A 25,073-nucleotide genomic window follows, 5' to 3' on the forward strand; every position below is an offset into this window, starting at 1 on the left:
ATCCGGTGCCGACGTTCCTCGCTCCGGCGCTCCTTCGTCGCTGGTCACTCCTCGCTTTCGACACCGGCGCGCCCTTCGGCTCGGGGCGGGCAGTTAATCGCCCGCTCGCCTCCGGCCGCTCCGGATCCGGTGCCGACGTTCCTCGCTCCGGCGCTCCTTCGTCGCTGGCCACTCCTCGCTTTCGACACCAGCGCGCCCTTCGGCTCGGGGCGGGCAGTTAACCGCCCGCTCACCTCCGGCCGCCCTTCCGCCGCACCGGCTCAGGCGCGGGCGGCCTCGGCCCGGTCCGCCACCGGCTGCCCGGTGGCAGCCGCAGCCGGGGCTGCGGACTTGCGCCGGCGCGGGATGAGCACCGCGGCGAGTGCTCCGGCCGCGACGGCCGCCGCGCCGACGTAGAGCGCGGGCACCAGCCCGTCCGCGAAGGCCTGCGCCGACTGGTAGCCGCCCTGCGCCGAGAACACGGCCGAGAGCACGGCGACCCCGAGCGCCCCGCCGACCTCGCGCAGCGCGTTGTTGGCGCCGGAGGCGATCCCCTGCTCCTGCGGCCGGACGCCGGCCATCACCAGTTGGGCGGTCGGGCCGAAGTAGAGGGACATGCCGATCCCGCAGATCACGATGGCGGGGACCTGCGTGAGGTAGTCGTACCCGGTGCTCCCGTCGACGACCAGGGCGAACAGCCCCAGGCCGGCGGCCTGGAGCGCCAGCCCGGCGGCCACGATCGGCCGGCCGCCGATCCGGTCGGAGACGATGCCCGCGATCGGCGAGATCAGCAACGGCATCGCGGTCCACGGCAGCATCCGGATGCCGGCCTCCTGCGGGCTGTAGTGGCCGACCCCCTGGAGGTACTGGCTGATCAGGAAGATCGAGCCGAACATCCCGAGGTACATCAGCAGGCTGGCGGCGTTGACGGCGGAGAAGGCGCGGCTGCGGAAGAGCCGCATCGGCAGCATCGGGTGGGCGGCCACGCGCTGCTCGTACCAGACGAAGGCGGCGAGCAGCACGGCGCCGCCGATCAGGGAGCCGAGGACCAGCGGGCTGGTCCAGCCGTCCGGGTTGCCGCGGATCAGGCCGAGCACCACTCCGAACATCCCGAGGCTGACCAGCACGGTGCCTGGCACGTCCAGGGCCCGGTCCGCGCCCCGGCTCTCGCCGAGCCGGAGGAAGGCCAGCGGCAGCAGGACGAGTCCGACCGGGACGTTCACCCAGAAGATCCACTGCCAGGAGAAGTGCTCGGTCAGCGAGCCGCCGATCAGCGGTCCGGCGGCGACGGCGAGGCCGCTGACGCCCGACCAGATGCCGAAGGCCAGCCCCCGCTTGGCCTCGGGCACGGCGGCGGTGAGCAGGGTGAGGGTGAGCGGCATCATCACCGCGGCGCCGACGCCCTGGACCGCCCGGGCGGCGATCAGCTCGCCGATCTCCGGGGAGAGCGCGGCCCCGGCGGAGCCGGCGGTGAAGATCGCCAGGCCGATCAGGAACATCCTGCGGCGGCCGAAGCGGTCGCCGAGGGCGGCGCCGAACATCAGCAGCACGGCGAAGCTCAGGGTGTAGGCACTGACCGTCCATTCGAGGTCGGACAGCCCGCCGCCGAGTTCCTCGCGGATCGACGGCAGTGCGGTGGTGACCACCAGGTTGTCCAGGGCGGCCATGAAGCTGGCCGCGCTGACGATCACCAGGGTCCAGATCGCGGTCCTGCCGAGGGCCGGTTTCTCCGTCATGACTTCCCCCAGGTTTCTCTAGGTTTCCCTAGGTAGTTATTGATCAATAACTTTCATGCCCCGAAAAGAGGCCGCACGGACACCGCCGTGCGACCCGCCTACTCGGCCCCTTCGCACCCGTCGAGGCCGGTCCACATCCGGTGGTCCGGCGGGTAGCCCAGCGCCACCAGCGTGTTGATCAGCATCCCGTGGGCGAAGAACCGCGTGGCGTCCTTCATGTCGCCGCCGATCCGGATCCTGACGCGATCGAACAGGCCCTCCCACAGCCGCCGGGCGCTCTCCCCGATCTCCTCCTCGCCGGCCGCCCGGGCCGCGGACACCGAGACGTAGAGCTGCATCTGCATCATGAGCTGGTCACGGTCCTCGACCAGGCCCATGTACGCCTCGGACATCGCCTCGGCGGCCGCCTCGCCGGTCAGGCCGGCCGAGGCCTCGTCGAAGACGCGCCAGGTCTCCTCGACGCAGCGCTCGGCGGCCGCCTCGAAGATGGCCTGCTTGCCGGGGAACAGCCGGAACAGGTACGGCTGGGAGACGCCCACCCGGCGGGCGATCGCCTCGGTGGAGGTGCCCCGGTAGCCACCCCGGGCGAACTCGATCATCGCGGCACGGACGACGCTCTCGCGCCGCTCCTCCGCGCTCATCCGCATGCTCGACCTCGCCATGAGTCTCAAGTTAGTGGCCAATCACTATCTACGCAAGGCCCGCGACCGCGACCGGGATTCCGCCGTACGGCCCCGGTCACGGCCAGGTCGGTTGATCGGCCGACCAGTCGAGCCGATCATTCGGGCCGGCCCGGTCGGCCGGCCCGTCGACCCCGCCGGTCTCAGCCGAGCCGGACGATCGCCCGGGACATCCCGAGGACCTTCTGCCCGCCCGTGGTCGCCAGCAGGTCGACCTGCACCCTGCGGTCGTCCAACTTCTTGGCGACCTTGGCCGAGACCTCGATCACCGCCCCGACCCCGTCGTTCGGCACCGGCACCGGACGGGTGAACCGCACGCCGTACTCGACCACCGCGGCCGGGTCGCCGACCCAGTCGGTGACCACCCGGATCGCCTCGGCCATGGTGAACATGCCGTGCGCGATGACGTCGGGCAGGCCGACCTCCAGGGCGAACTTCTCGTTCCAGTGGATCGGGTTGAAGTCACCCGAGGCGCCCGCGTAGCGCACCAGTGTGGCGCGGGTCACCGGGAAGGACTGGGCCGGCAGCTCGGTGCCGACCTCGACCTCGTCGTAGCTGATCGCCATCGTGTTCACTCCCCCGCCTCGTCGGCGGCCCGGGCCACCAGGGTCATGACCGCCGTCAGCACGTGCTCACCGGTCCCGTCCAGCACCTCGCCACGCACGGTGAGCACGTCGTTGCCCGCCAGCGACTTGATGTTGTCGATGGTCACAACGACCGAGAGCCGGTCGCCGGCCCGCACCGGGCGGGTGTAGGCGAACTTCTGGTCGCCGTGCACGACCCGGTTGAAGTCCAGGCCCAGCTCCGGATCCCCGACCACCTGGCCGGCCGCACTGTAGGTGACCACGAACGGGAAGGTCGGCGGGGCGATCACGTCCGGGTGGCCCAGTGCCTTCGCCGCCTCCGCGTCGGTGTACGCCGGGTTGGCGTCGCCGATCGCGATCGCGAACTCGCGGATCTTCTCCCGGCCGACCTCGTACGGCTCGGTGGGCGGGTAACTACGCCCGATGAAGGAGGGGTCGAGCGCCATGGCAGCTCCTCGGAACGCGGATGGATACGAAGCGGTCGGATACGAAAATGACTCCGGGCCACACCCCCCATGAGGGATGCGGCCCGGAGTCGAGACCTGATTCACACAGGCCCGATGCCCTACAACGAGGTCAGCGGGTCTCGCGGTGCGCGGTGTGCGAGTTGCAGCGGGGGCAGTGCTTCTTCATCTCAAGACGGTCCGGGTCGTTACGCCGGTTCTTCTTGGTGATGTAGTTCCGCTCCTTGCACTCCACGCAGGCCAGCGTGATCTTCGGGCGGACATCGGTGGCAGCCACGGGAGTGCCTTCCTTGGACAACGAATAAGAACACGACAAGAGTAGCCGACCGGGAGTGCGATCTCCCGACCGACTACGCGGGGTAGCGGTGACCGGACTTGAACCGGTGACACAGCGATTATGAGCCGCTTGCTCTACCAACTGAGCTACACCGCCACAGTGATCCGCAGCACAGCCGAAACTGACCGCTTCTCACCAGAGCCCCCATGCGGAATCGAACCGCAGACCTTCTCCTTACCATGGAGACGCTCTACCGACTGAGCTATAGGGGCGAACGAGGAAGAGATTACACGTTTCGCGCCCGGAGGTGAAATCCGTATCCCGCGGCGAAGACCGCAGGTGGGCGAGGTGCACGGACGAGCGATCCAAGGTCGGGCGTTCGATCGGCCGGTGAGGAGTGCGGCCCGACCCGATACGACTATTGCCCGCCTCCCGGCTCCCCGCCCCTGCGCGCCATAGGCTCGACGCTCATTGATCGGAATCGACTGGCCGACCGTACGGGCCGGCGCGAGAAGGAGCCGGCGATGGACAGCGCAGCCGCCGACGGGCCACACCACGGGCCCGGCCCGGCGGCCAACCCGCTCGGGCACGGCCCGGTCCTGCTGCTCACCGGCGCCCGACTGGCCGACGGGCGAGTGGTGGACGTCCGGATCAGCGGCGACCGGATCCAGGCCGTCGGCACCGTCGGCAGCCTCGGCCCGCTGCCCGCCCTGCCCGGCGCGCCCACCGTGACCACCGGCGCCCGGATCGACCTCAAGGGCTACCTCCTGCTCCCGGCCCCCGCCGAGGCGCACGCCCACTACGACACGGCCTTCTCCGCCGCCCTGCCCACCCCGCCGCCGGACACCCCGGCCGACCTCACCCGCCGGGTCACCGAGGCCGCGCTCACCTCGCTCGGCTACGGCGCCACCGCCCAGCGCACCCACGTCCGGATCGGCGACGTGCACGGGCTGCGCCCGCTGGAGGCGGTGCTCACCGCCCGGCAGGCCCTGCGCGGGCTCGCCGACCTCCAGGCGGTCGCGATGCCCCGGCTGCTCACCGGCCGGGCCGGCGCGGACGGCCGGGCGCAGCTGTGCGAGGCGCTCAAACTGGGCGCCACGGCGGCCGGCGGCTGCCCGGAGCTGGACCCGGACCCGGCCGGGTACGTGCAGCTGCTGCTGGAGGCCGCCCGGGAGGCGGACTGCCCGGTGGACCTGCACACCACCGCCGCCGACGCGGCCCAACTCGCCCGGCTGGCGGGCGCCCTGGCGCCGCTGCGGCCGCGGGTGACGCTCGGGCCGTGCGGCGCGCTGCCCCACGGCGCGTCGACGGTGCTGGCGACCAGCGGGGTGCGGGTGGTCTGCCTGCCGCAGAACGGCGGCTGCACCGGCCTGGAGGGCCGGGCGGCGGGCCTGCGGCCGGGCCTGCTGCGGGAGTTGACGGCGGCCCGGGTGCCGCTGGCGGCGGGCAGCGGGGCACTGCGCGACCCGTCCAACCCGGTCGGCCGGGCGGATCCGCTGGAGGCGGCGTACCTGCTGGCGGCGGGCGGGGAGTTGGAGCCGGAGGCGGCGTACGACGCGGTGGCGAACCAGGCCCGGGCGGCGCTCGGGCTGCCGCCGGTCCGGGTGGACGCCGGGTTCCCCGCGGAGCTGCTGGCGGTGCGCGGGGACAGCCTGGCCGGGGCGCTGGCGGGCGGGCACAGCCGGCTGGTGGTGCACAGCGGCCGGGTGGTCAGCCGGACCAGCGCGGTACGGGAGTTCGCGGACACCGTGGCGCTGGCGCTGCCCCGGCAGTCCGGGAGCACGGAGGACTGAGGGGCGGCCGGGGCCGGGGGCTCGGGGCGACCGGCTCGGGGGCGACCGGCTCGGGGGCGGCCTGACCCGCAAAAGGGGCGCGCGACGGTTTGTCGCGCGCCCCTCCCCCACCTACCGGCCGTCCTTCGACGGCGGCGTGAGCGGCCCCTGGCCTCCCCCACACGGAGCAGGTCCCGCTCGCCTCGGCACCGACGCTACGCCCACGGAGCACCACCGCTGACCGGCCTTGACGCCCCCCTGTCGCCCCGCGGCCCGCTCTTGACGCCCCGTTGACACCCGGACGGCGGAACGGGCGCGCTACGGCACGTACCGGTACCCGATCCCCGGCTCGGTGAGCAGGTGCCGCGGCCGGGCCGGGTCGCGCTCCAGCTTGCGGCGCAGCCCGGCCAGGTAGACCCGCAGGTAGTTGCCGCGCCCCTCCTGGGCCGGGCCCCACACCTCGCGCAGGATCTGCCGTCCGGGCACCAGCCGGCCGGGGCTGGCGAGCAGCAGGGTGAGGATCCGCCACTCGGTCGGGGTGAGCCGCACCGGGCCGTTCGGGCCGTTCACCGCGGTGGCCGCGAGGTCCACGGTGTGGTCGCCGATCACCGGCCGGGCCGGCGGGACACCGCCCAGCGGACGGCGCAGCACCGCGCGCAGCCGGGCCAGCAGTTCGTCCATCAGGAACGGCTTGGTGAGGTAGTCGTCGGCGCCCGCGTCGAGGGCCCCGACCTTGTCGGCGGCGTCGCTGCGGCCGGAGAGCACGATGATCGGCATCGCGCTGTGGGTGCGCAGGCCGCGCAGCACGTCCATCCCATCGAGGTCGGGCAGGCCGAGGTCGAGCAGGACGGCGTCCGGGAGCGAGTGGGCGGCGCGGTCGAGCGCCTCGCCGCCGCTGGCGGCGGTGCGGACGGCGTACTGCCGGGCGCTCAGGTTGATCCGTAAGGTGCGCAGCAGGGCCGGTTCGTCGTCGACGACCAGAATCTCACTCATACGGTGGCTCCTCCCCAGGGGCGACGGGCTCGGTGGCGACGGGCTCGGTGGCGTGCGCGGTGGCGGGGTGCGCGGTGGCGGCGGGCAGGGTGAGCAGCATGGTGGTGCCGCCGCCGGGGGTGTCCTCGACCTCCAGGCTGCCGCCCATGGCCTCGGCGAGGCCGCGGGAGAGGGCGAGCCCGAGGCCGACGCCGGTGGTGTTGTCGGTGTCGCCGAGGCGCTGGAAGGGCAGGAAGACCCGGTCGCGGTCCTCGGGGGCGATGCCGGGGCCGCGGTCGATCACCCGGATCTCGACCTGGTCGGCGTGGTGGCTGGCGGTGACCAGGACGGGTGCGCCGGGGGCGTTGTACCGCAGCGCGTTGGTGATCACGTTGGCGAGCACGCGTTCCAGCAGCGGCGGGTCGGCGAGCACCGCCGGGGCCGTGTCCAGGTCCAGCGGCTGGACCGGCGCGTACGGGTCGGGGAGGCTGTCGAGCGCCCGGGGCAGGATCTCGTCCAGGTGGGTCTCGGTGAGGTGCAGGGTGAGCGCGCCGGCCTGGAGGCGGCTCATGTCGAGCAGGTTGTCGACCAGCCGGGTGAGCTTGACCAGGGACTCGTCCGCGGTGGCGAGGAGTTCGGCCTGGTCCTCGGGCGAGAACTCGACGTCGGGGCTGCGCAGCGAGCCGACCGAGGCCAGGGCGGCGGCGAGCGGGGTGCGCAGGTCGTGGCTGACGGCGGCGAGCAGGGCGGTGCGCATCCGGTCGGCGGCCTTGATGGGTTCGACCTCGGCGGCAACCACGGCGAGCCGGTCGCGTTCCAGGGCGGCGGCGACGTGGGCGGCGAAGGCGGTGAGCACGCGCTGGTCGGCGGCGGGCAGCCGGCGGCCGGTGAGCACCAGGACGGCGTCCGCGCCGACCGGGACCTCGGTGGTCTCCTGCGGGCCGTCGTCGTCCTGGTGCTCTCCCGCGCAGTGCGCGAGCACCTCGCCGTCGGCCCGGGAGAGCAGGGCGACCGCCCGCATGCCGAAGGCCGTCCGGGACTTCTCCAGCAGGGCGGGCAGCGCGTCGGCGCCGCGCAGCACGCTGCCGGCCAGGGTGGAGAGGGTCTCGGCCTCGGCGGTGGCCCGGGCGGCCCTGCTGGTGAGCCGGCCGGCGTGGTCGACCACGGTGGAGACGGTGAGCGCGATGGCGGCGAAGACCACCAGGGAGACGATGTTGTTGGTCTCGCCGATGGTCAGGCTGTGGATCGGCGGGATGAAGTAGTAGTTCAGCAGGACCGAGGCGATCAGCGCGGCCACCAGGGCGGACATGGCGCCGCCGAGCAGGGCGACGGTGACCACGCCGAGCTGGAAGATCAGCGCGTCGGTGGTGAGGTTGATCCGGCCGTCGGCCTGGGAGAGCACGGCGGTGAGCAGCCAGGGCAGCACGAAGCCCGCCACGTAGCCGACCAGGGTGCGGCGCCGGGAGTGGCGGCGGCCGAGCGCGGGCAGCCGGCCGCGGCCGGTGAACTCGTGGGTGACCATGTGGACGTCGATGTCCTCGGAGGCGTCCACGGTGGTCTGCCCGGTGCCGGGGCCGGTCAGGAAGCGGTTGATCCGGCCGCGGCGGCTGGTGCCGAGTACCAGCTGGGTGGCGTCGTGGGCGCGGGCGAAGGCGAGCAGCGCGGTGGGGACGTCGTCGCCGACGACCACGTGGTAGCTGCCGCCGAGGGTCTCCACCAGCTGCCGCTGCTGGGCGAGCGCGCCGGAGGAGGCGCCGGCCAGGCCGTCGCTGCGGGAGACGTGGACGGCCAGCAGCTCGCCGCCGGCGGTGCGGTCGGCGATCCGGGCGGCGCGGCGGATCAGGGTCTCGCCCTCGGGGCCGCCGGTCAGCGCCACAACGACGCGTTCGCGGGTCTCCCAGACCCGGTCGATCCTGTGGCTGGCGCGGTAGTCGCGCAGGCCCTCGTCCACCCGCCCGGCGACCCACAGCAGGGCGAGTTCGCGCAGGGCGGTGAGGTTGCCGACCCGGAAGTAGTTGGAGAGCGCGGCGTCCACCTTCTCCGCCTTGTAGACGTTGCCGTGGGCCATCCGGCGGCGCAGCGCCTGCGGGGCCATGTCGACGAGTTCGATCTGGTCGGCCCGGCGGACCACCTCGTCCGGGACGGTCTCGCGCTGCGGGATGCCGGTGATCTTGCGGACGACGTCGTTCAGCGATTCCAGGTGCTGGATGTTGACGGTGGTGATGACGTCGATCCCGGCGGCGAGCAGTTCCTCGACGTCCTGCCAGCGCTTGGCGTGCCGGCCGCCGGGGATGTTGGTGTGCGCCAGCTCGTCGACCAGGACGACGGACGGGCGGCGGGCGAGCGCGGCGTCGAGGTCCATCTCCTCGAACTCGGCCCCCCGGTAGGAGCGCTGGACCCGCGGCAGGATCTCCAGGCCCGCCAGCATGCCCTCGGTGTGACGCCGGCCGTGGCACTCGATGTAGCCGACCACGACGTCGGCCCCGCGCTCCTGTCTGCGCCGGGCCTCGTCCAGCATCCGGTAGGTCTTGCCGACCCCCGGCGCGGAGCCGAGGTACACCCTCAGCCGGCCGCCGCGGATGGCGGAGCCGGTGGTGAGGTCGCGGGCCATGGGCACTGCTCTTTCCGTCGAGGATCCGACAGTTGGGATGGTGCGGGCGTGGTCGTGGGTGTGAGTGCGGGTGCGGGCCTGGGTGTGGGTGTGGCGCGGCCGGCCCGGTCACGGGAGAGGTTCTCCCGTGACCGGGCCGGCCAGGTCACGCAGGCTTCTGACGTAGCGTCATTTCTGCTCGCCCAGAGCCTTGTTGAGCAGCACGATGTTGACCGCCTTGCTGCCGAGGAAGCCGAGCGAGCGGCTCTCGGTGTAGGTGTCGACCAGCCGGTTCAGCTTGTCGGCCGGGAGGTTGCGCTCCTTGGCGACCCGGTTGACCTGCTCCTTGGCGTAGGCCACGGAGATGTGCGGGTCGAGGCCGGAGCCGGAGGCGGTCAGCGCGTCGGCCGGGACGCTCGCCGGGTCGACGCCGTCGAACGCGGCGACGGCGGCGCGGCGGTCGTTGACGGCCTTCAGCAGGTCCTCGCTGTTCGGGCCCTGGTTGGAGGCGCCCGAGTTGTCGCCGGCGTAGCCGTTGGCGGCGGGGCGCGGCTGGAACCACTTCGGGTCCGGCTTGGCCTCCTCCTTCGGGTCGTCCGGGTTGGCCTTGGGCAGGTTGAAGTTCTGGCCGATCAGGCTGGAGCCGACTTCCTTGCCGTCGGACGTCACGATCGAGCCGTTGGCCTTGTCGCTGAACGCGACCTGGGAGATCCCGGTGACCAGCAGCGGGTAGGCGACTCCGAGGATCACGGTCAGCACGAGGAGCACGCGCAGCGCGGTGAAGTGGGTCCGCACGGCGGCGGGCAGGGGCTTGGACATGGTGGTGGACTCCTCTCTCAGCTGAGGCCGGGGATGAACTGGACGAGCAGGTCGATCAGCTTGATGCCGACGAACGGGACCACCAGACCGCCGAAGCCGTAGATCCCGATGTTGCGGCGCAGTAGCGAACTGGCGTCGGAAGGCCGGTACTTGACGCCGCGCAGGGCGAGCGGGATGAGGCCGATGATGACCAGGGCGTTGAAGATGATCGCCGAGGTGATCGCGGACTGGGGGCTGTGCAGGTCCATGATGTTGAGGTGGCTCAGGCCCGGGTAGACGCCGGCGAACATCGCGGGGATGATCGCGAAGTACTTGGCCACGTCGTTGGCGATGGAGAAGGTGGTCAGCGCGCCGCGGGTGATCAGCAGTTGCTTGCCGATCTCGACGATCTCGATCAGCTTGGTGGGGTTGGAGTCGAGGTCGACCATGTTGCCGGCCTCTTTGGCCGCCATGGTCCCGGTGTTCATCGCGACGCCGACGTCGGCCTGGGCGAGGGCGGGGGCGTCGTTGGTGCCGTCGCCGGTCATCGCGACCAGCTTGCCGCCCTCCTGCTCCTTCTTGATCAGGGCCATCTTGTCCTCGGGCGTGGCCTCGGCGAGGAAGTCGTCGACGCCGGCCTCCTCCGCGATCGCCTTGGCGGTCAGCGGGTTGTCGCCCGTGATCATGACGGTCTTGATGCCCATCCGGCGCAGCTCGTCGAAGCGTTCCCGCATGCCCTCCTTGACCACGTCCTTGAGGTGGATGACCCCGAGGACGCGGGCGGGCTCCTCACCGATCCTGGTGGCCACCACCAGCGGGGTGCCACCTGCGGCCGAGATCCCGTCGACGAGCGTGGAGACCTCGTCGCCGACCCGGCCGCCGTTGTCGGCGACCCAGGTGGAGACGGCGGCGGCGGCGCCCTTGCGGACCTGGTGGACCCCGTCGGCCTCGTCGAGGTCGACGCCCGACATGCGGGTCTGGGCGGTGAACGGGACCCAGGTGGCGTGGGTCAACTCGCCCTGGGCGCGGGCCCGCAGGCCGTACTCGGTCTTGGCGAGGACCACGATCGAGCGGCCCTCGGGGGTCTCGTCCGCCAGCGAGGAGAGCTGGGCCGCACTGGCCAGTTCGTCCGTGGAGACACCGCTCACCGCGAGGAACTCGGCGGCCTGGCGGTTGCCCAGGGTGATGGTGCCGGTCTTGTCGAGCAGCAGGGTGTTGACGTCGCCGGCGGCCTCGACGGCGCGGCCGGACATCGCCAGCACGTTGCGCTGGACCAGCCGGTCCATGCCCGCGATGCCGATCGCGGAGAGCAGCGCGCCGATCGTGGTCGGGATGAGCGCCACGATCAGGGCGACCAGCACGATCATCGACTGCGGGGCGCCCGCGTAGGTGGCCATCGGCTGGAGCGTGACGACCGCGACCAGGAAGACGATGGTCAGCGAGGCCAGCAGGATGTTGAGCGCGATCTCGTTCGGCGTCTTCTGCCGGGCGGCGCCCTCGACCAGGGCGATCATCCGGTCGATGAACGACTTGCCGGGCTCCGAGGCGATCTTCACCACGATCCGGTCGGACAGCACCTTGGTGCCGCCGGTCACGGCGGAGCGGTCGCCGCCGGACTCGCGGATGACCGGCGCGGACTCACCGGTGATCGCCGACTCGTCCACCGAGGCGACACCCTCGACGACGTCACCGTCGCCGGGGATGACCTGGCCGGCCTCGACCACCACGTGGTCGCCGAGCTGGAGCGCGGTGCCGGGGACTTCTTCCTCGTCCTGCGTGGCGGGCCAGTTGGTGAGCCGGCGGGCGACGCTCTCGGTCTTGGTCTTGCGCAGGGTGTCGGCCTGGGCTTTCCCGCGGCCCTCGGCGACGGCTTCCGCCAGGTTGGCGAAGACCGTGGTGAGCCAGAGCCAGACCGTGATCGTCCAGGCGAACACGGACGGGCTGGCGATCGCGGAGATCGTGGTGACGACCGAGCCCACCTCGACCACGAACATCACCGGATTCTTGACCATCACCCGGGGATCGAGCTTCCTCACCGCGTCCGGCAGGGACGCGACGATCAGCTTCGGGTCGAGGAGGCCGCTCTGCACTCTGTGCGGCGCGGCGGGCACGGCCTCGGTGTCGGCCGGTACGGGGTTGAGCGTGGGGGTGGACATCAGGAGGTGAGACCTTCCGCGATCGGCCCGAGAGCCAGGGCCGGGAAGTAGGTGAGGCCGACGACGATCAGGATCACGCCCGACAGCAGGCCCACGAACAGCGGCTTGTGGGTGGGCAGGGTGCCCGGGGTGGCCGGGACCGGCTGCTGCTGCGCGAGCGAGCCCGCCAGCGCCAGGACGAAGACGATCGGCAGCAGCCGGCCGAAGATCATCGCCAGTCCGAGCGCGGTGTCGTACCAGTCGGTGTTCACGGTGATGCCGCCGAAGGCCGAGCCGTTGTTGTTGGCGGCCGAGGTGAACGCGTACAGCACCTCGGAGAAGCCGTGGGCGCCCGAGTTGAGCATCCCGGCCCGCTCACCCGGCAGGGCCATCGCCACACCCGTGCCGATCAGCACGATCGTCGGCGTGGTGAGGATGTACAGCGAGGCGAACTTCATCTCCCGGCCGCCGAGCTTCTTGCCCAGGTACTCGGGGGTGCGCCCGACCATCAGGCCCGCGACGAACACCGCGACGATCGCCAGCACGAGCATGCCGTACAGGCCGGAGCCGGTGCCGCCGGGCGCGATCTCGCCCAGCATCATGTCGAAGACCGTCAACCCGCCGCCGAACGGCGTGTACGAGTCGTGGAAGGAGTTCACCGCACCGGTCGAGGTCAGCGTGGTCGACGCGGCGAACAGCGAGCTGGCGGCGATACCGAACCGCTGCTCCTTGCCCTCCATCGCGGCGCCCGCGGCCTGTAGGGCGCTGCCCTGGTGCTGCGACTCGGCGAGGGTCAGCAGGGCGGTCGACGCCACCCAGAAGAGACCCATCACCGCGACGATCGCGTAGCCCTGGCGGTTGTCGCCGACCATTCGGCCGAAGGTTCGGGGCAGCGCGAACGGGATCACCAGCAGCAGGAAGACCTCGACCAGGTTGGAGAAGCCGGTGGGGTTCTCGAACGGGTGCGCCGAGTTGGCGTTGAAGAAGCCGCCGCCGTTGGTGCCGAGCAGCTTGATGGCCTCCTGGGAGGCCACCGGGCCGCCAGGGATCTTCTGCACCTCGCCGCTGAGCGTGGTCACCTCGTGGAAGCCGTGGAAGTTCTGGATCACCCCGGAGGCGGCCAGGACCAGGGCGAACACGATCGAGATCGGCAGCAGCAGCCGCAGGTTGATCCGGACCAGGTCCACCCAGAAGTTGCCGACCCGGTCGGTGCGGTTGCGGGTGAAGCCCCGGATCAGCGCGGCCACCACCGCGATGCCGACGGCCGCCGAAACGAAGTTCTGCACCGCCAGGCCCGTCATCTGCACCAGGTGGCCCATCGCGGACTCACCCGCGTAGGACTGCCAGTTGGTGTTGGCGACGAACGAGATCGCGGTGTTCCAGGCCTGGTGGCCCTCCATCTGCGGCACGCCCAGGCTCAGCAGCAGGTAGCCCTGGAGCCGGATCAGGCCGTACAGGAACAGGACGGAGACGGCCGAGAAGGCCAGCACCGAACGCAGGTACACCGGCCACCGCTGATCGGCGTCGCCGTCGACCCCGATCACCCTGTAGATGCCGCGCTCGACTCCGAGGTGCTTGGAGGTGGTGAGCAGTTTGGCGATGTAGTCGCCCAGGGGGCGGTAGCACAGGGCCAGCGCGCCGACGAGGGCGAGGGCCTGCAGCCAGCCCGCGAGAGTGGATCCCATGTCAGAACTTCTCCGGGAAGATCAGCGCCACGACGAGATAGCCGACGAGCGCGACAGCCACGACCAGACCAGCGATGTTCTCGGCACTCACAGCTTCTCCACCCCCCGCGCGATCAGGGCGATGACGGCGAACACGGCGACCGTGACACCGACGTAGATGAGATCGGACATGGGCTCCACCAGCGTGGTTCGGGAGATGCCGCGACCTGGCCGTACGGCTCGCGCGGCGCCGGCGGACGACCGGCAGATGCAGCAAACCAGCCGTCAGAGGCGCGTTATCGAGCCCTGACGCCCTCCATACGGGTGACCGCGCCACGTTGACGGGACCTTGACGCGAACGGGTGGTGGGACGGCGAACGGGTGGTGGGGCGGTGTGCAGGTGATGGGACGGCAAACGGGTGGTGGGACGGTGTGCAGGTGGGACGGCGAACAGGTGGGACGGCGAACAGGTGGGACGGCGAACGGCCCCGGGCGGCAGGCTGCCGCCCGGGGCCGTTCACGCGGGTCTCCCCCGGTCACATCCGCATCCGCAGCCGGCAGACCACCGCGTCGGTGTGCCGGCGCAGGGCGCGGTCGATCACGGCACCGCGCCGGTTCTGCAGCGCCCGCTGGAACCAGCGGGCGGGCTCGACCTCGGGGATCAGCACGGTCAGCCGGTCGTAGACGTGCTCCGCCCCGAGCTCGTTGACGAAGTCGGCGATCGGCCGGCCCAGCCGCCGGCGGCCGTCCGGGATCTCCACCAGCGGCACGCCCGGCTGCCACAGCTCCCAGTCCCGGCGCAGCGCCTCGGCCGCGGTCGGCTCGTGCACGACGGTCACCGCCATCACCTCGTCGCCGAGCGAGAGCGCCGCCGACAGGCCGTCCCGGGTGAGCCGGGTGATCGCGGTCACCGGGACGATGACCAGGCTGCGCTGTCGGGTCACCGGGCCGGGTACGCGGCCCAGCTCCAGCCGTTCGCCGATCCGCGCATAGCTGCGGTGGATCGCCTCGAACAGCACCACCAGCAGCGGCAGGGCCACCACGATGCCCCAGGCGCCCTCGGTGAACTTGGTGCCGGTGACGACCAGGGCGGCGACGCCGGTGAGCAGCGCGCCGAAGCCGTTCAGCGCGGCCTTGCCCCGCCAGCCCGCCGGGCGGTGCAGCAGCCAGTGCCGGACCATGCCGACCTGGCAGACGGTGAAGCCGACGAACACGCCGATCGAGAACAACGGCACCAGGCTGTTGACGTCCCCGCCGGAGCCGACCAGCAGCGCCGCCGACACCGCGGCCAGGAACAACACGCCGTACCGGTACACCTGGCGGTCGGCGCGCAGCGCGAACACGTGCGGCAGGTGGTTGTCCCGGGCCAGCAGGTCCATCAGCACCGGCAGCCCGCCGAAGGACGTGTTGGCGGCCAGCCCGAGCAGGACCACGGTGGCGAACTGGACGACGTAGAAGCCGGCGCCGTGGCCGAGCGAGGCGTCGGCGAGTTGGGCGAGCACGGTGACGCCCTCGACCGGCTGGAGGTGGAAGCGCCCGATCAGCACGGCCAGGCCGATCAGCATCACGCCGAGCAGGGCGCCGAGCACGACCTCGGTGTGCTGCGCCCGCTTCACTCGCGGGGCGCGGAAGGAGGGGACGGCGTTGGCCACCGCCTCCACCCCGGTCAGCGCCGAACAGCCCGCCGCGAAGGCCTTGAGCAGTAGCAGCGCACCGACCGTGGTGGCGTTCCCGGCCAGCGCCGAGGCGTGCCCGGCGGCCGCCGCGGTGCTCGCCGGGCCGTCCCGGAACAGACCGACCACGATGATCGCCAGGATCGCGAGGACGAAGACCGCCGTCGGCGCCATGAACCAGCGCGCCGACTCGGCGATCCCCCGCAGGTTCACCGCGGTCACCAGGGCCAGCACACCCAGACAGAGCCAGACCCGCTGGCCGTACAGGCCCGGTACGGCCGAGGTCAGCGCGGCCACGCCCGCGGTCACCGAGACCGCGACGTTCAGGATGTAGTCGATCACCAGCGAGGCGGCCGCGGTCAGCGCCGTCCGGCGGCCCAGGTGCGCCTTGGCCACCGCGTAGGAGCCGCCGCCGTCCGGGAACGCCGCGATCACCTGCCGGTAGGAGGCGACCAGCACCGCCAGCAGGACGGCGATCGCCGCGGTGACCGGCAGCGTGAAGCCCAGCCCGTACGCGCCGGCGGCCGCCAGCACCAGCACGATCGACTCCGGCCCGTACGCCACCGAGGCCATCGCGTCCAGCGACAGCGCCGCCAGTCCGCCGAGCGCGCTGAGCCGGTGCCGCTCGTCGCCCGCGCCGGTATCCGGCGGCTCGGGTTCGGCCGTGACGGCCGGGGTGGTGGTGGCGCTGGACATCGGACGGAACCTCCGCGGTCGGTAGTTGCTCCGATCCTGCGGTCCGTGCGCCCGGCGCCTCCCCGGCCCTACGCGTTCCTGACGCGGCCACGAGCAGCTTTGACGGGCCCTTGACGCGCCCGCCGTCCTGCGTGGAGGGGCTGTTGGCGGGGGTGGGCGAGCCGTTTGTCCCGGCGGGCGCCGGTTGGGAAGACGATCAGCTCAGTCGAAGGACTCCCACCCCCGGGCCCCCACTCTGCTGCCTGACTCACGCAATTGCAAGCAATGTGCAAGAGCTGGGCCCGTCGGCATCCGGGCACGACAAAACAGCCCCTGATCTGCGTTTCCGCAGATCAGGGGCTGTTCTCTATCCTGTGGCTGGTGCAGGGTTCGAACCTGCGTAGCTTACGCGGCAGATTTACAGTCTGCTCCCTTTGGCCGCTCGGGCAACCAGCCAGGATTTTTGCCTTCCGGGGTGTTCGCCCCGTTCGACTTGGTAAACCATACCCGATGCCGGGGGGTGGTTCGCCACTCGATAGGCCTCGCGATGAGGCACGCGATGAGGCACGCGATGATCAAGGATCGCCACGTGCTCGCCGCGGGCGAGGGCGGGGCGGCGCTGGATAGGCTGGGGCGGCGGGCGTCCGGTGGGGCAGCCCTTGTCAGTGCAGCCAGAGCATCAAGGAGACCAACACCCATGGCCGACTCCAGTTTCGACATCGTCTCGAAGGTCGAGTGGCAGGAGGTCGACAACGCGATCAACCAGACCTCCCGTGAGATCGCGACGCGCTTCGACTTCAAGGGCGTGGGCGGCGAGATCAGCCGCTCCGGCGAAAAGATCGAGATGAAGGCCAACGGCGAGGAGCGCGTGCGCGCCATCCTCGACGTGCTGCAGACGAAGTTCGTCAAGCGCGGCCTGTCGCTGAAGGCTCTGGACGCCGCCGAGCCTCAGCTCTCCGGCAAGGAGTACAAGATCTTCGCCAACATCAAGGAAGGCATCACCACGGAGGACGCGAAGAAGGTCGCGAAGATCATCCGTGACGAAGGCCCGAAGGGCGTCAAGGCGCAGGTTCAGGGCGACGAACTGCGCGTCAGCTCGAAGAGCCGCGACGACCTCCAGGCCGTGCAGAACCTGCTCAAGAGCAAGGACCTGGACTTCGCGATCCAGTACGTGAACTACCGCTGATCGCGAACCGCCGCCAGCCACTGGCCTCCGGTCGGCGGGACGAACGGCACGGCCCCGCTCCCCGGTATTTGGGAGCGGGGCCGTTCGTGCCTGCCTCACACGGTCGGGCAGTCGTCCGAACGCAGCCACCGCACGTACGCCGAACCGCGCGCGCCGGCTCAGTCGGCCCCGGCCCAGCTCCCGGTGCTGCGGTGCGCGCCCAGGCCGACCGAGTCGAACTCGTCGACCCGGCCCTCGTCGGTGCGCGCGCCGATCCGCCGCAGGGCTCGGGAGATCGGGAGGCCCTCGGGCGGCTCGGGCTCGAACTCGCCGACGGTGAGCGGGCCGAGGACGATCCGGCCGTTCTCCCAGACCGCGGCGCACTGGGTGCCGCTGCCGCCGAAGTACTCGGCCTCGACGCAGGCGATCGGGCCGGCCTTCGACCAGGCGGCGAGCCGGAGTTCGAAGCCGTCCGCGTACCGGCCGAACCCGGCCCAGCCGGCGGGCTTCCGCACGCTGCCGTCGCCCTGGAGCGCGGTGAGGACGGCGGAGGTGACCGGGATCAGGGCCAGCCCCTGTGCCAGGGGCACCACCCGGGCCGCCGGGACCTCCGCCGCCGCCACCCTCAGCAGCTCCAATGTTCCTATCAGCGCTTGGAGTTCGTAGGCCATGCCGGCCATGGTGTCCCACCGCACTGACAGTCGGCCCGGAATTTATGATTCCGTGCCCAGTCGGAGACCGTAGAGCAGACTGAGCACCGTCAAGCACCGGGCCTCGGCCGCGAACGCCCCGGCGCCGGCGGCCGGTCACCCACTCGGGTGCGTGCCGCATGCGGCGGCCCCGGCACCCGCGTGGACTGGCCGGGTACGGCCCGCCCCGGGGCCCTCCCCCGACTCCCGCGCCGCGGCCGGCACCGGGTGCCGGACGCCCGCCGAGCGGGTCGCCGCCGCCTTCACCGCGGCCGGCCTGCACGACGTCCGCCTGGAGCTTCGCCGACTCGAGGAGGTCTTGAGGGAGTTCGAGGAGTATGGAGTTCCGGCAGAGCCCGTCCGCCCCCAGAGGGAGAACCCGTGCCCCGACCCTTCACCGTCGAGGACTACACCGCCCGGATGGTTCGGGCCGGCGCCGAGGCGACCGCCGCCGGGCTGGCCGGCCTGGTCGTCGCCGCCGGCCCCGACCTGGCCTACCTGTGCGGCTACACGCCGACCGCGATCACCGAGCGGCTGACCACCCTCGTCCTCACCGTCGGGCGCGAACCCACCCTGGTCGTCCCCACGTTGGAGCGCCCGGACGCCGAGAAGGCGGTCGGCGCCAAGGCCGTCCGGCTGCTCGACTGGTCCGACGGCGAGGACCCGTTCGCCACCGCCGGTCCGCTGCTCGACCCGGCCGGGCGCTACGGCGTCTCCGACAACGCCTGGGCCATGCACCTGCTCGGCTTCCAGGCCGCGCTGCCCGGCGCCTCGTTCACCTCGCTCACCGAGACCCTGCCGATGCTGCGCGCGGTCAAGGACACCGAGGAGCTGGAGCGCCTGGCTTCGGCCGGCGGCGCGGCGGACGCCGCCTACCGCAGGATCCTGGAGGCAGCATTCGCCGGCCGCCGGGAGACCGACGTGGCCGGCGACCTCGGCGCGCTGCTCATCCAGTACGGGCACAGCCAGGTCGACTTCACGGTGGTCGGCTCCGGCCCCAACGGCGCTGATCCGCACCACGAGGCCGGCGACCGGGTCATCCGAACGGGTGACACCGTGGTGTTGGACTTCGGCGGCCTTAAGGACGGCTACGGCTCCGACACCACTCGGACGGTGCACGTCGGCACGGACGTCCCGGCGGAGGTGCGGAAGGTCCACGACCTGGTCCGGCTCGCCCAGCAGACCGCCTTCGAGGCGGTCCGCCCCGGGGTGAGCTGCCAGGAGATCGACCGGATCGCCCGCCGGGTGATCACCGACGGCGGCTACGGCGAGTACTTCATCCACCGCACCGGCCACGGCATCGGTACGACCACGCACGAACCGCCGTACCTGGTCGAGGGCGAGGAGCAGCCGCTGGTGCCCGGGATGTGCTTCTCGATCGAGCCCGGGGTCTACCTGCCCGGCCGGTTCGGGGTGCGGATCGAGGACATCGTCACCGTCACCCCGACCGGCGGCCGCCGTTTCAACAACACCCCGCACGAGCTGGGCATCGTGGCATGAGCGCGATGCCCGGCACGGCGCCGACCGCGAGGTGGGCCGCGGTACCGACCGCGGCACCGACCGCGAGCTCGGCAGCGAGGCGGGCGGCGAGGCCGGCAGCGGCGCTGACCGGATCCGACGTTCTTACGATCCGGTCATACTTCATCCAGAGTCCTCCAAGTTTCGATTGCTAGTTTCGGTGCGCATGACCAAGACCCTCCGCCCCGCCCCGCCCCCCGTGCGGGCCGAACAACCGCGCCCGGTGCCTCCACCCCGCCCCCGCGTGACGGGCTGGTCGAGACTCCGGTTCCTGGCGTGGCCGCTCTACCTGACCGGCCTCCTCTGGTTCCTGAGCGCCGAGGGCATCCCGGCCGCCAACGACGTGCTGTTCCTCTGGCTGATCGGCGCCCTGCTGACCGCCGCCGTGCACAGCGGGCACGGCCCCCGCGGCTTCCTCCTGGTGCTGCGCGACTGGGTGCCGGTGATGGCCGTGGTCTGGGCGTACTCGCTGCTGCGCGGCTACGGCGCGCACACCCCGTGGGCCCCGCACTGGCTGCCACAACTGCGCTTCGACGAGGCCCTCGGCTTCGGCGAGACCTGGACGGTCCGGCTCCAGCACGCCCTCTACACCCCCGGTTCGCCGCGCTGGTACGACTACGCGGCGATCGGCGTCTACCTCTCGCACTTCTTCGTCGTCTTCCTGCTGCTCGCCGCGCTCTGGCGACGCGCGCACCACCGGTTCCGACAGCTGCTCGCCTGCTACCTGACGCTCACCTTCGCGGGCTTCGCCACCTATCTGCTCTTCCCGGCCGACCCGCCGTGGCTGGTCGCCCAGGACGGCAACCTGCCGCACGTGACCCGGGTGGTCTGGGAGGTCATCTCGGTGAGCGGGCTGCCGCAGGCCGACTCGCTGCTGGAGAACGGCAGCCAGTTCGCCAACGATGTCGCCGCGATGCCCTCGCTGCACTCCGCCTACCCGGCGATGCTGCTGTTCTTCTTCTGGCCCACCGTCCGGCCCTGGCTGCGGGCGGTGCTGGTCGCCTATCCGCTCGCGATGACGTTCACCCTGGTCTACGGCGCGGAGCACTTCATCATCGACGTCTTCGTCGGCTGGGCGTACGCGGCCGCGGTGGTCTTCGGCCTGCGGTGGCTGCGCTGCCGCCGTACGGCGCCGGCGGAGGGCACGGCACACTTGGCCGGGTGAAGCCGCACACGCCGATGAAGCCCACCGCCGAACAGCTGCTGGCCGCCAAGGACACCACCATCCCGGACATCACCGGGCCCGGGCTGCGGGTGCTGTTCTGCGGCATCAACCCGGGCCTGTGGTCCGGCGCCACCGGACACCACTTCGCCCGGCCCGGCAACCGCTTCTGGCCCGCGCTGCACCGCTCCGGCTTCACCGGGCGCCAGTACCGGCCGGACGAGCAGGAGCAGCTGCTCGCGCTCGGCCTGGGGATCACCAACGTCGCCCCGCGCACCACCGCCAAGGCGGACGAGCTGACCGCCGAGGAACTGCGCGAGGGCGGTGCCGCGCTCCGCGACCGGGTGCGGCGGCTGCGCCCGCGGGCCCTGGCCGTCCTCGGCATCGGCGCCTACCGGACGGCCTTCGGGCAGCGACGGGCCGCGATCGGCCGCCAGCCCGAGGGCATCGGCGACACCGAGGTGTGGGTACTGCCCAACCCCAGCGGCCTCAACGCGCACTACACCCTGGACGCGTTGGCCGGGGAGTTCCGCAAGCTCAGGGAGGCCGTCGAAGCCATCGAGGGCGGCGGGGTCGGCGGGGGCGGCGAGGGCGGCGGGGGCGAAGGGGACGCGGCAGCCGTCGAGGGCTGAGCCGCCGTCGCGGGCTGGGCGGCTGCCGAGGGCCGGGCGGAGGTGAGCCCCGCCGGCAGCGGGACCTCGCGCAGCTCGCGGATCAGCGCCCGGACGGCGGCCGCCCCGGCCAGCTCGGGCGTGGTGACGTACCCGACGAAGCGGCTGGGCGGGCGCGGCCCGAGGTCGGTCACGGCGAGGCCGGCCGGGGCGCCGAGCAGCGCCGTCCGGGGCATGATCGCCATGCCGATGCCCTGGGCGACCAGCGAGAGGGCGACCGTGTCGTCCTCCACGTCAACGGTCGCGGGCGGGATCCAGTCCTGCCGCTGCCACCAGTCCCGGGTGTACGAGCCGCAGTTCTCGTCCCAGTCGACCAGCGGGAGCTCGCGCGGCGCCGGGTGGCCCTGTGGATGCGCGAGCGCGTACGTCTCCTCGTACAGGCGCGCCGCGACCAGGCCCGGGACGGGCGGCGGGCCGCTTGCGTCCAGGGTGGCGAGCCCGAGGTCGGCGCGGCCGTCGGCGACCTCCCCGGCGGTGCCGCGGCCGATCTCCCGGACGATCCGGACGTGCGTGCCGAGCCCGGGGTGGCGCTCGGCTAGCCGGGCCAGGACGGGCGGCAGCAGGTGGGCGGCGGCGCTGCGGAAGGCGGCGATCCGCAGCGTGCCGGTCAGCGGCCCCTCCGTTCCGGCACCGCGCACCTCGGGACCCATGGCGTCCAGCAGCCGCAGGATCCGGCGGGCGTACGCCAGGGCCCGGAGGCCGGCGTCGGTGGGGCGCGCGCCGTGGCGGCCGCGGTCGAACAGCACCGTGCCGAGCTTCCGCTCGCAGGCCCGCACGGCGTGCGAGACGGCGGACTGGGTGGTGTCCAGGCGGCCGGCGGCCGCCGTGAAGCTCCGCTCCTCGTCGACGGCGACGAGGGTCCGCAGCTCGTGCGGGGCGAGATCGGTCATGCGCCCGAATCTAGTCCCCGATCCATCGATCCCGTTCATGGAAGCCGCCGTTCCATCGACGTGAGCCCCTGCCCGACCGCTCCCCCGCTTCCTACGGTGATCACGTCCCGCCCGTCCTCACCCGTCCGGAGCGCCCCGATGTCCCGCCCCACCGCCCACGCCGTCCACCTGGTCTCCCGCCCCGACGGCGCGCCGACCGCCGAGAACTTCGCCTTCGTCGAGGAGGCCGTCCCGGCGCTCGCGGCGGGCGAGGCCCTCGTCGAGAACCTCTACCAGTCCGTCGACCCGTACATGCGGGAGGAGATGAACGAGGGCGGCTGGGAGCTGCACGCCCCGCTGGAGGGCCGCACCCTCGGCCGGGTGGTGGAGTCCCGGGCCGACGCCCTGCCCGTCGGGGCGCTCGTCCACCACCGCCAGGCCTGGCGCACCCACTCGGTGGTCACCGCCGAGCGGGCGAGCCTGCTGCCCGACTTCGCCGGGGTCCCGCTCAGCGCCCACCTGTCGGTGCTCGGCGGCACCGGCCTGTCCGCCTGGGTCGGCCTGACCCGGATCGCCCGGCTCCAGCCCGGCGAGACGGTGTTCGTCTCGGCGGCCGCCGGCGGCGTCGGCACCGCCGCCGGACAGCTCGCCCGCCTGCTCGGTGCCGGACGGATCGTCGGCAGCACCGGCTCCGCCGCCAAGGCCGCCCGCCTCACCGCGCACCTCGGCTTCGACGCCGCCTTCGACTACCACGACGGCCCGATCGCGGAGCGCCTGCGCGAGGCCGCCCCCGAGGGGCTGCACGTCTACCTGGACAACGTCGGCGGCGACCACCTGGAAGCCGCCGTCGGCGCCCTGCGCGACCACGGCCGGATCGCCTGGTGCGGCGCCGTCGCCCAGTACGACCGCCCGCAGGACCCGCCGGCCGCGCCGCGCAACCTCTACGACGTGGTCGGCAAGAGCCTGCGACTGGAGGGCTTCCTGGTCCGCAACCACCTCGACGCCCGGCCCGAGCTGTACGACTTCCTCGTCCCGCACCTGCGGTCGGGCGCCGTCGTCCCGGACGAGACGATCGTGGACGGCTTCGACCGCGTGGTGGACGCCTTCCTCGGCATGCTGCGCGGCGCCAACACCGGCAAGATGCTGGTCCGGATCGCCGACTGAGCCCTCCACCGACTGAGCCCTTCGGCGGGCGGGGCGGGACGGACGGGCGGCGGGGCGGACGGGCGGCGGGGCGGACGGGCGGCGGGGCGGGCCTCGGGATCACCCCGGCAGTACGGCCAGCTCGAGGGCGGCGAGCCGGGCCGGGTCGGCGACCACCTCGTAGCCGGCCACCCGGCCGTCCGCGACCGCCACCCGCAGCACCAGCCGCAGCCGCCCGGCCGGCGCGATCAGGATGCCCGGCACCCCGTCCACCAGGGCCACCGCGCCGTGGCGGGCCCGGCGGCCGAAGACCGTGGTCTCCCGGGCGACCGTCGCCGCGCCGCGGGCCACCAGGGCGCGGCCGGGCGGCAGCGCGGCCGGGTCGGCCCGGCGCACCACGTCCGGGGCCAGGACGGCCAGCAGCCCGGCCAGGTCCCCGTCCCGGGCGGCGGCCAGGAAGGCCTCCACCACCCGCCGGTGCCCGGCCAGCGGCTCCGGGGGCAGCGCGGCCGTGCCCCGCACCCGCTGCCGGGCTCGGCTGGCCAGCTTCTTGGCGGCCACCGGGGTCCGTCCGACGATCGGCGCGATCTCCTCGAAGGGCACCGCGAAGCCGTCGTGCAGCACGAAGGCGACCCGCTCGGCCGGGCCCAGCCGGTCCAGCACCACGAGCAGCGCCCGGCCCACCGACTCGACCAGCAGCGCCTCCCGCTCCGGGTCCGCGCCACCGCCCGCCGCGTCCGGCAGCGCCTCGCCGGTCGGCTCCTCGCGGCGCGCGGCGCGGGCCCGCAGCAGGTCCAGGCAGATCCGGGAGACCACGGTGGTCAGCCAGCCGGGCAGGTTGTCGATCTCCGCCGGGTCGGTCCGGGCCAGCCGCAGCCAGGCCTCCTGCACGGCGTCCTCGGCCTCGCCGGTCGACCCGAGCATCCGCTGGGCGATCGCCCGCAGCCGCCCGCGCTCGGCCTCGAACCGCGCCGCCGCGCCTGCGGCCGCCGCTCCGCCGGTGATCGCGTCCCCGGCCGCCGCTCCGCTGGTAATCGCGTCCCCGGCCGGCGCTCCCTCGGTGATCGCTCCCGAAATCCCGTCCCGGTCCATCGGTCACCTTTCCTCGGCCCGGCTCGTCACCGCTATGACGATCCGTCCTCCCCCGAGGTGACCAGGAGACCACCATGACCTCCACCACGCTGCTCCACCTGGACTCCAGCATCAGCCCGGCCGGCTCGGTCAGCCGCGCCCTGACCGGCCGCTTCGCCGCCGCATGGCGCGCCCGGCACGGCAGCGCCGCCCGGCACCGCTACCGCGACCTCGCCGCCGACCCGGTGCCCGCGGTGCGCGCCGGTTACGACAGCCTCGGCCGACGGACCGAACGCAAGGGCCCGCTCCCGCCGGCGGACGTCGCCGCGCTGGTCGAGAACCCGGACGAGGCGCGCGAGTGGGCGCTCAGCCGGCCGCTGATCGAGGAGCTGCGGGCCGCCGGCACCCTGCTGCTCGGCAGCCCGATGTACAACTTCACCGTCTCGACCGGCCTCAAGGCGTGGATCGACCGGGTCTCCTTCCCCGGCGCCTTCCTCGACCCGGACACCGGCGAGCGGCTGCTGCGCGGCACCCGCGTGGTGGTCGTCGCCGTCCGCGGCGGCGGCTACGGGCCGGGCACCCCGCGCGAGCACTTCGACTTCCAGCTCCCGTACCTGCGGGCGTACTTCGGCAGCCTCGGAATCGCCGAGGAGAACCTGCACGTCGTCACCGCCGAGCTCACCCGGGCCGTGGACGTTCCCGCGCTGAACGGCCTGGAGCCGCTCGCCGCCGAGTCGCTGGCGGCGGCCGAGGCCGCCGTCGACGAACTGGCCGCGACGCTCTGAG

The 25,073-nt window shown here is 72.8% G+C and carries 21 protein-coding genes, 3 tRNA genes and 1 pseudogene; 7 read left to right on the forward strand and 18 right to left on the reverse strand.

The window, feature by feature from the left end:
* Nucleotides 1-260: 260 nt before the first annotated feature.
* The 7 genes from ACZ52R_RS27660 to ACZ52R_RS27690 all read right to left on the reverse strand — a co-directional run bounded on the left by ACZ52R_RS27660 (nucleotide 261) and on the right by ACZ52R_RS27690 (nucleotide 3,992).
* On the reverse strand, nucleotides 261-1,715 hold the full coding sequence (locus ACZ52R_RS27660; RefSeq protein ID WP_465616116.1) for an MFS transporter: 1,455 nt from the start codon (nucleotides 1,713-1,715) through the stop codon (nucleotides 261-263).
* 98 nt (nucleotides 1,716-1,813) lie between these two features.
* Nucleotides 1,814-2,377 carry a TetR/AcrR family transcriptional regulator gene (locus tag ACZ52R_RS27665; RefSeq protein WP_465754350.1) on the reverse strand — a complete coding sequence of 188 codons (564 nt, stop codon included), beginning with the start codon at nucleotides 2,375-2,377 and terminating at the stop codon, nucleotides 1,814-1,816.
* 161 nt (nucleotides 2,378-2,538) lie between these two features.
* Nucleotides 2,539-2,961: a MaoC family dehydratase gene (locus tag ACZ52R_RS27670; RefSeq protein ID WP_465616112.1), complete on the reverse strand. Its 423-nt coding sequence runs from the start codon at nucleotides 2,959-2,961 to the stop codon at nucleotides 2,539-2,541.
* Nucleotides 2,962-2,966: 5 nt separating this feature from the next.
* Nucleotides 2,967-3,425, reverse strand: a complete 459-nt coding sequence (locus ACZ52R_RS27675; protein ID WP_465616110.1) for an FAS1-like dehydratase domain-containing protein — start codon at nucleotides 3,423-3,425, stop codon at nucleotides 2,967-2,969.
* A 130-nt stretch (nucleotides 3,426-3,555) separates the two neighbouring features.
* The gene (gene rpmG, locus ACZ52R_RS27680) at nucleotides 3,556-3,720 is read right to left on the reverse strand and encodes a 50S ribosomal protein L33 (protein ID WP_006604855.1); all 165 of its coding nucleotides are present in this window, start codon (nucleotides 3,718-3,720) and stop codon (nucleotides 3,556-3,558) included.
* Nucleotides 3,721-3,803: 83 nt separating this feature from the next.
* Nucleotides 3,804-3,876, reverse strand: a tRNA-Met gene (locus tag ACZ52R_RS27685).
* A gap of 43 nt (nucleotides 3,877-3,919) precedes the next feature.
* A tRNA-Thr gene (locus ACZ52R_RS27690) sits at nucleotides 3,920-3,992 on the reverse strand.
* Nucleotides 3,993-4,244: 252 nt separating this feature from the next.
* Here ACZ52R_RS27690 and ACZ52R_RS27695 point away from each other — a divergent pair.
* A complete protein-coding gene (locus ACZ52R_RS27695) occupies nucleotides 4,245-5,513 on the forward strand; it encodes an amidohydrolase family protein (RefSeq protein ID WP_465662449.1) in 1,269 nt (422 codons plus the stop codon).
* A gap of 297 nt (nucleotides 5,514-5,810) precedes the next feature.
* Here the strand turns inward: ACZ52R_RS27695 and ACZ52R_RS27700 are convergent, their stop codons facing one another.
* From ACZ52R_RS27700 to ACZ52R_RS27735, 8 genes are all read right to left on the reverse strand, one after another.
* On the reverse strand, nucleotides 5,811-6,485 hold the full coding sequence (locus tag ACZ52R_RS27700; protein WP_465616106.1) for a response regulator: 675 nt from the start codon (nucleotides 6,483-6,485) through the stop codon (nucleotides 5,811-5,813).
* A complete protein-coding gene (locus tag ACZ52R_RS27705) occupies nucleotides 6,478-9,075 on the reverse strand; it encodes an ATP-binding protein (protein WP_465754351.1) in 2,598 nt (865 codons plus the stop codon). Before ACZ52R_RS27705 ends, ACZ52R_RS27700 begins: the two co-directional genes overlap by 8 nt.
* A 168-nt stretch (nucleotides 9,076-9,243) precedes the next feature.
* Complete coding sequence (gene kdpC, locus ACZ52R_RS27710) at nucleotides 9,244-9,873, reverse strand: potassium-transporting ATPase subunit KdpC (RefSeq protein ID WP_465754352.1); 630 nt, start codon at nucleotides 9,871-9,873, stop codon at nucleotides 9,244-9,246.
* A 17-nt stretch (nucleotides 9,874-9,890) separates the two neighbouring features.
* Nucleotides 9,891-12,008 (reverse strand): potassium-transporting ATPase subunit KdpB, encoded by a 2,118-nt coding sequence (kdpB, locus tag ACZ52R_RS27715; RefSeq protein ID WP_465616100.1) that lies wholly within the window; start codon nucleotides 12,006-12,008, stop codon nucleotides 9,891-9,893.
* A complete protein-coding gene (gene kdpA / locus ACZ52R_RS27720; RefSeq protein ID WP_465616098.1) occupies nucleotides 12,008-13,672 on the reverse strand; it encodes a potassium-transporting ATPase subunit KdpA in 1,665 nt (554 codons plus the stop codon). The genes kdpB and kdpA overlap by 1 nt, the downstream gene beginning before the upstream one ends.
* 1 nt (nucleotide 13,673) lies before the next feature.
* On the reverse strand, nucleotides 13,674-13,763 hold the full coding sequence (gene kdpF / locus ACZ52R_RS27725; RefSeq protein WP_045693083.1) for a K(+)-transporting ATPase subunit F: 90 nt from the start codon (nucleotides 13,761-13,763) through the stop codon (nucleotides 13,674-13,676).
* 424 nt (nucleotides 13,764-14,187) lie between these two features.
* Nucleotides 14,188-16,020, reverse strand: a complete 1,833-nt coding sequence (locus ACZ52R_RS27730; protein WP_360495437.1) for an APC family permease — start codon at nucleotides 16,018-16,020, stop codon at nucleotides 14,188-14,190.
* Between the two features lie 354 nt (nucleotides 16,021-16,374).
* A tRNA-Tyr gene (locus ACZ52R_RS27735) sits at nucleotides 16,375-16,455 on the reverse strand.
* A 241-nt stretch (nucleotides 16,456-16,696) separates the two neighbouring features.
* Between ACZ52R_RS27735 and ACZ52R_RS27740 the strand changes: the two genes are divergently transcribed.
* Complete coding sequence (locus ACZ52R_RS27740; RefSeq protein ID WP_360496056.1) at nucleotides 16,697-17,185, forward strand: YajQ family cyclic di-GMP-binding protein; 489 nt, start codon at nucleotides 16,697-16,699, stop codon at nucleotides 17,183-17,185.
* Nucleotides 17,186-17,343: 158 nt separating this feature from the next.
* On the opposite strand, the gene ACZ52R_RS27745 is transcribed toward ACZ52R_RS27740, so the two are convergent.
* On the reverse strand, nucleotides 17,344-17,835 hold the full coding sequence (locus ACZ52R_RS27745) for a hypothetical protein (RefSeq protein WP_465616094.1): 492 nt from the start codon (nucleotides 17,833-17,835) through the stop codon (nucleotides 17,344-17,346).
* Nucleotides 17,836-18,273: 438 nt separating this feature from the next.
* Here ACZ52R_RS27745 and ACZ52R_RS27750 point away from each other — a divergent pair, with 438 nt between their 5' ends.
* The 3 genes from ACZ52R_RS27750 to mug all read left to right on the forward strand — a co-directional run bounded on the left by ACZ52R_RS27750 (nucleotide 18,274) and on the right by mug (nucleotide 21,165).
* On the forward strand, nucleotides 18,274-19,353 hold the full coding sequence (locus ACZ52R_RS27750; RefSeq protein WP_465616368.1) for a M24 family metallopeptidase: 1,080 nt from the start codon (nucleotides 18,274-18,276) through the stop codon (nucleotides 19,351-19,353).
* Nucleotides 19,354-19,537: 184 nt separating this feature from the next.
* Complete coding sequence (locus ACZ52R_RS27755; RefSeq protein WP_465754353.1) at nucleotides 19,538-20,536, forward strand: phosphatase PAP2 family protein; 999 nt, start codon at nucleotides 19,538-19,540, stop codon at nucleotides 20,534-20,536.
* Nucleotides 20,537-20,550: 14 nt separating this feature from the next.
* Nucleotides 20,551-21,165, forward strand: coding sequence for a G/U mismatch-specific DNA glycosylase (gene mug / locus ACZ52R_RS27760; RefSeq protein ID WP_465616366.1), 615 nt, complete (start codon nucleotides 20,551-20,553; stop codon nucleotides 21,163-21,165).
* Nucleotides 21,166-21,239: 74 nt separating this feature from the next.
* Here the strand turns inward: mug and ACZ52R_RS27765 are convergent.
* Nucleotides 21,240-22,133 (reverse strand): annotated as a pseudogene (locus ACZ52R_RS27765) (LysR family transcriptional regulator); the annotation flags it as partial.
* Between the two features lie 99 nt (nucleotides 22,134-22,232).
* Between ACZ52R_RS27765 and ACZ52R_RS27770 the strand changes: the two are divergent.
* Nucleotides 22,233-23,237: an NADP-dependent oxidoreductase gene (locus ACZ52R_RS27770; protein WP_465754354.1), complete on the forward strand. Its 1,005-nt coding sequence runs from the start codon at nucleotides 22,233-22,235 to the stop codon at nucleotides 23,235-23,237.
* A 99-nt stretch (nucleotides 23,238-23,336) separates the two neighbouring features.
* Here the strand turns inward: ACZ52R_RS27770 and ACZ52R_RS27775 are convergent, their stop codons facing one another.
* Entirely contained in the window at nucleotides 23,337-24,308 is a 972-nt protein-coding gene (locus ACZ52R_RS27775; protein WP_465754355.1) for a sigma-70 family RNA polymerase sigma factor, read from the reverse strand.
* A 74-nt stretch (nucleotides 24,309-24,382) separates the two neighbouring features.
* Here ACZ52R_RS27775 and ACZ52R_RS27780 point away from each other — a divergent pair, with 74 nt between their 5' ends.
* Nucleotides 24,383-25,072, forward strand: a complete 690-nt coding sequence (locus tag ACZ52R_RS27780; protein ID WP_465662453.1) for an FMN-dependent NADH-azoreductase — start codon at nucleotides 24,383-24,385, stop codon at nucleotides 25,070-25,072.
* The last annotated feature ends 1 nt before the right edge of the window (nucleotide 25,073 follow it).

This window comes from Kitasatospora sp. NPDC034023, from assembly GCF_055575795.1.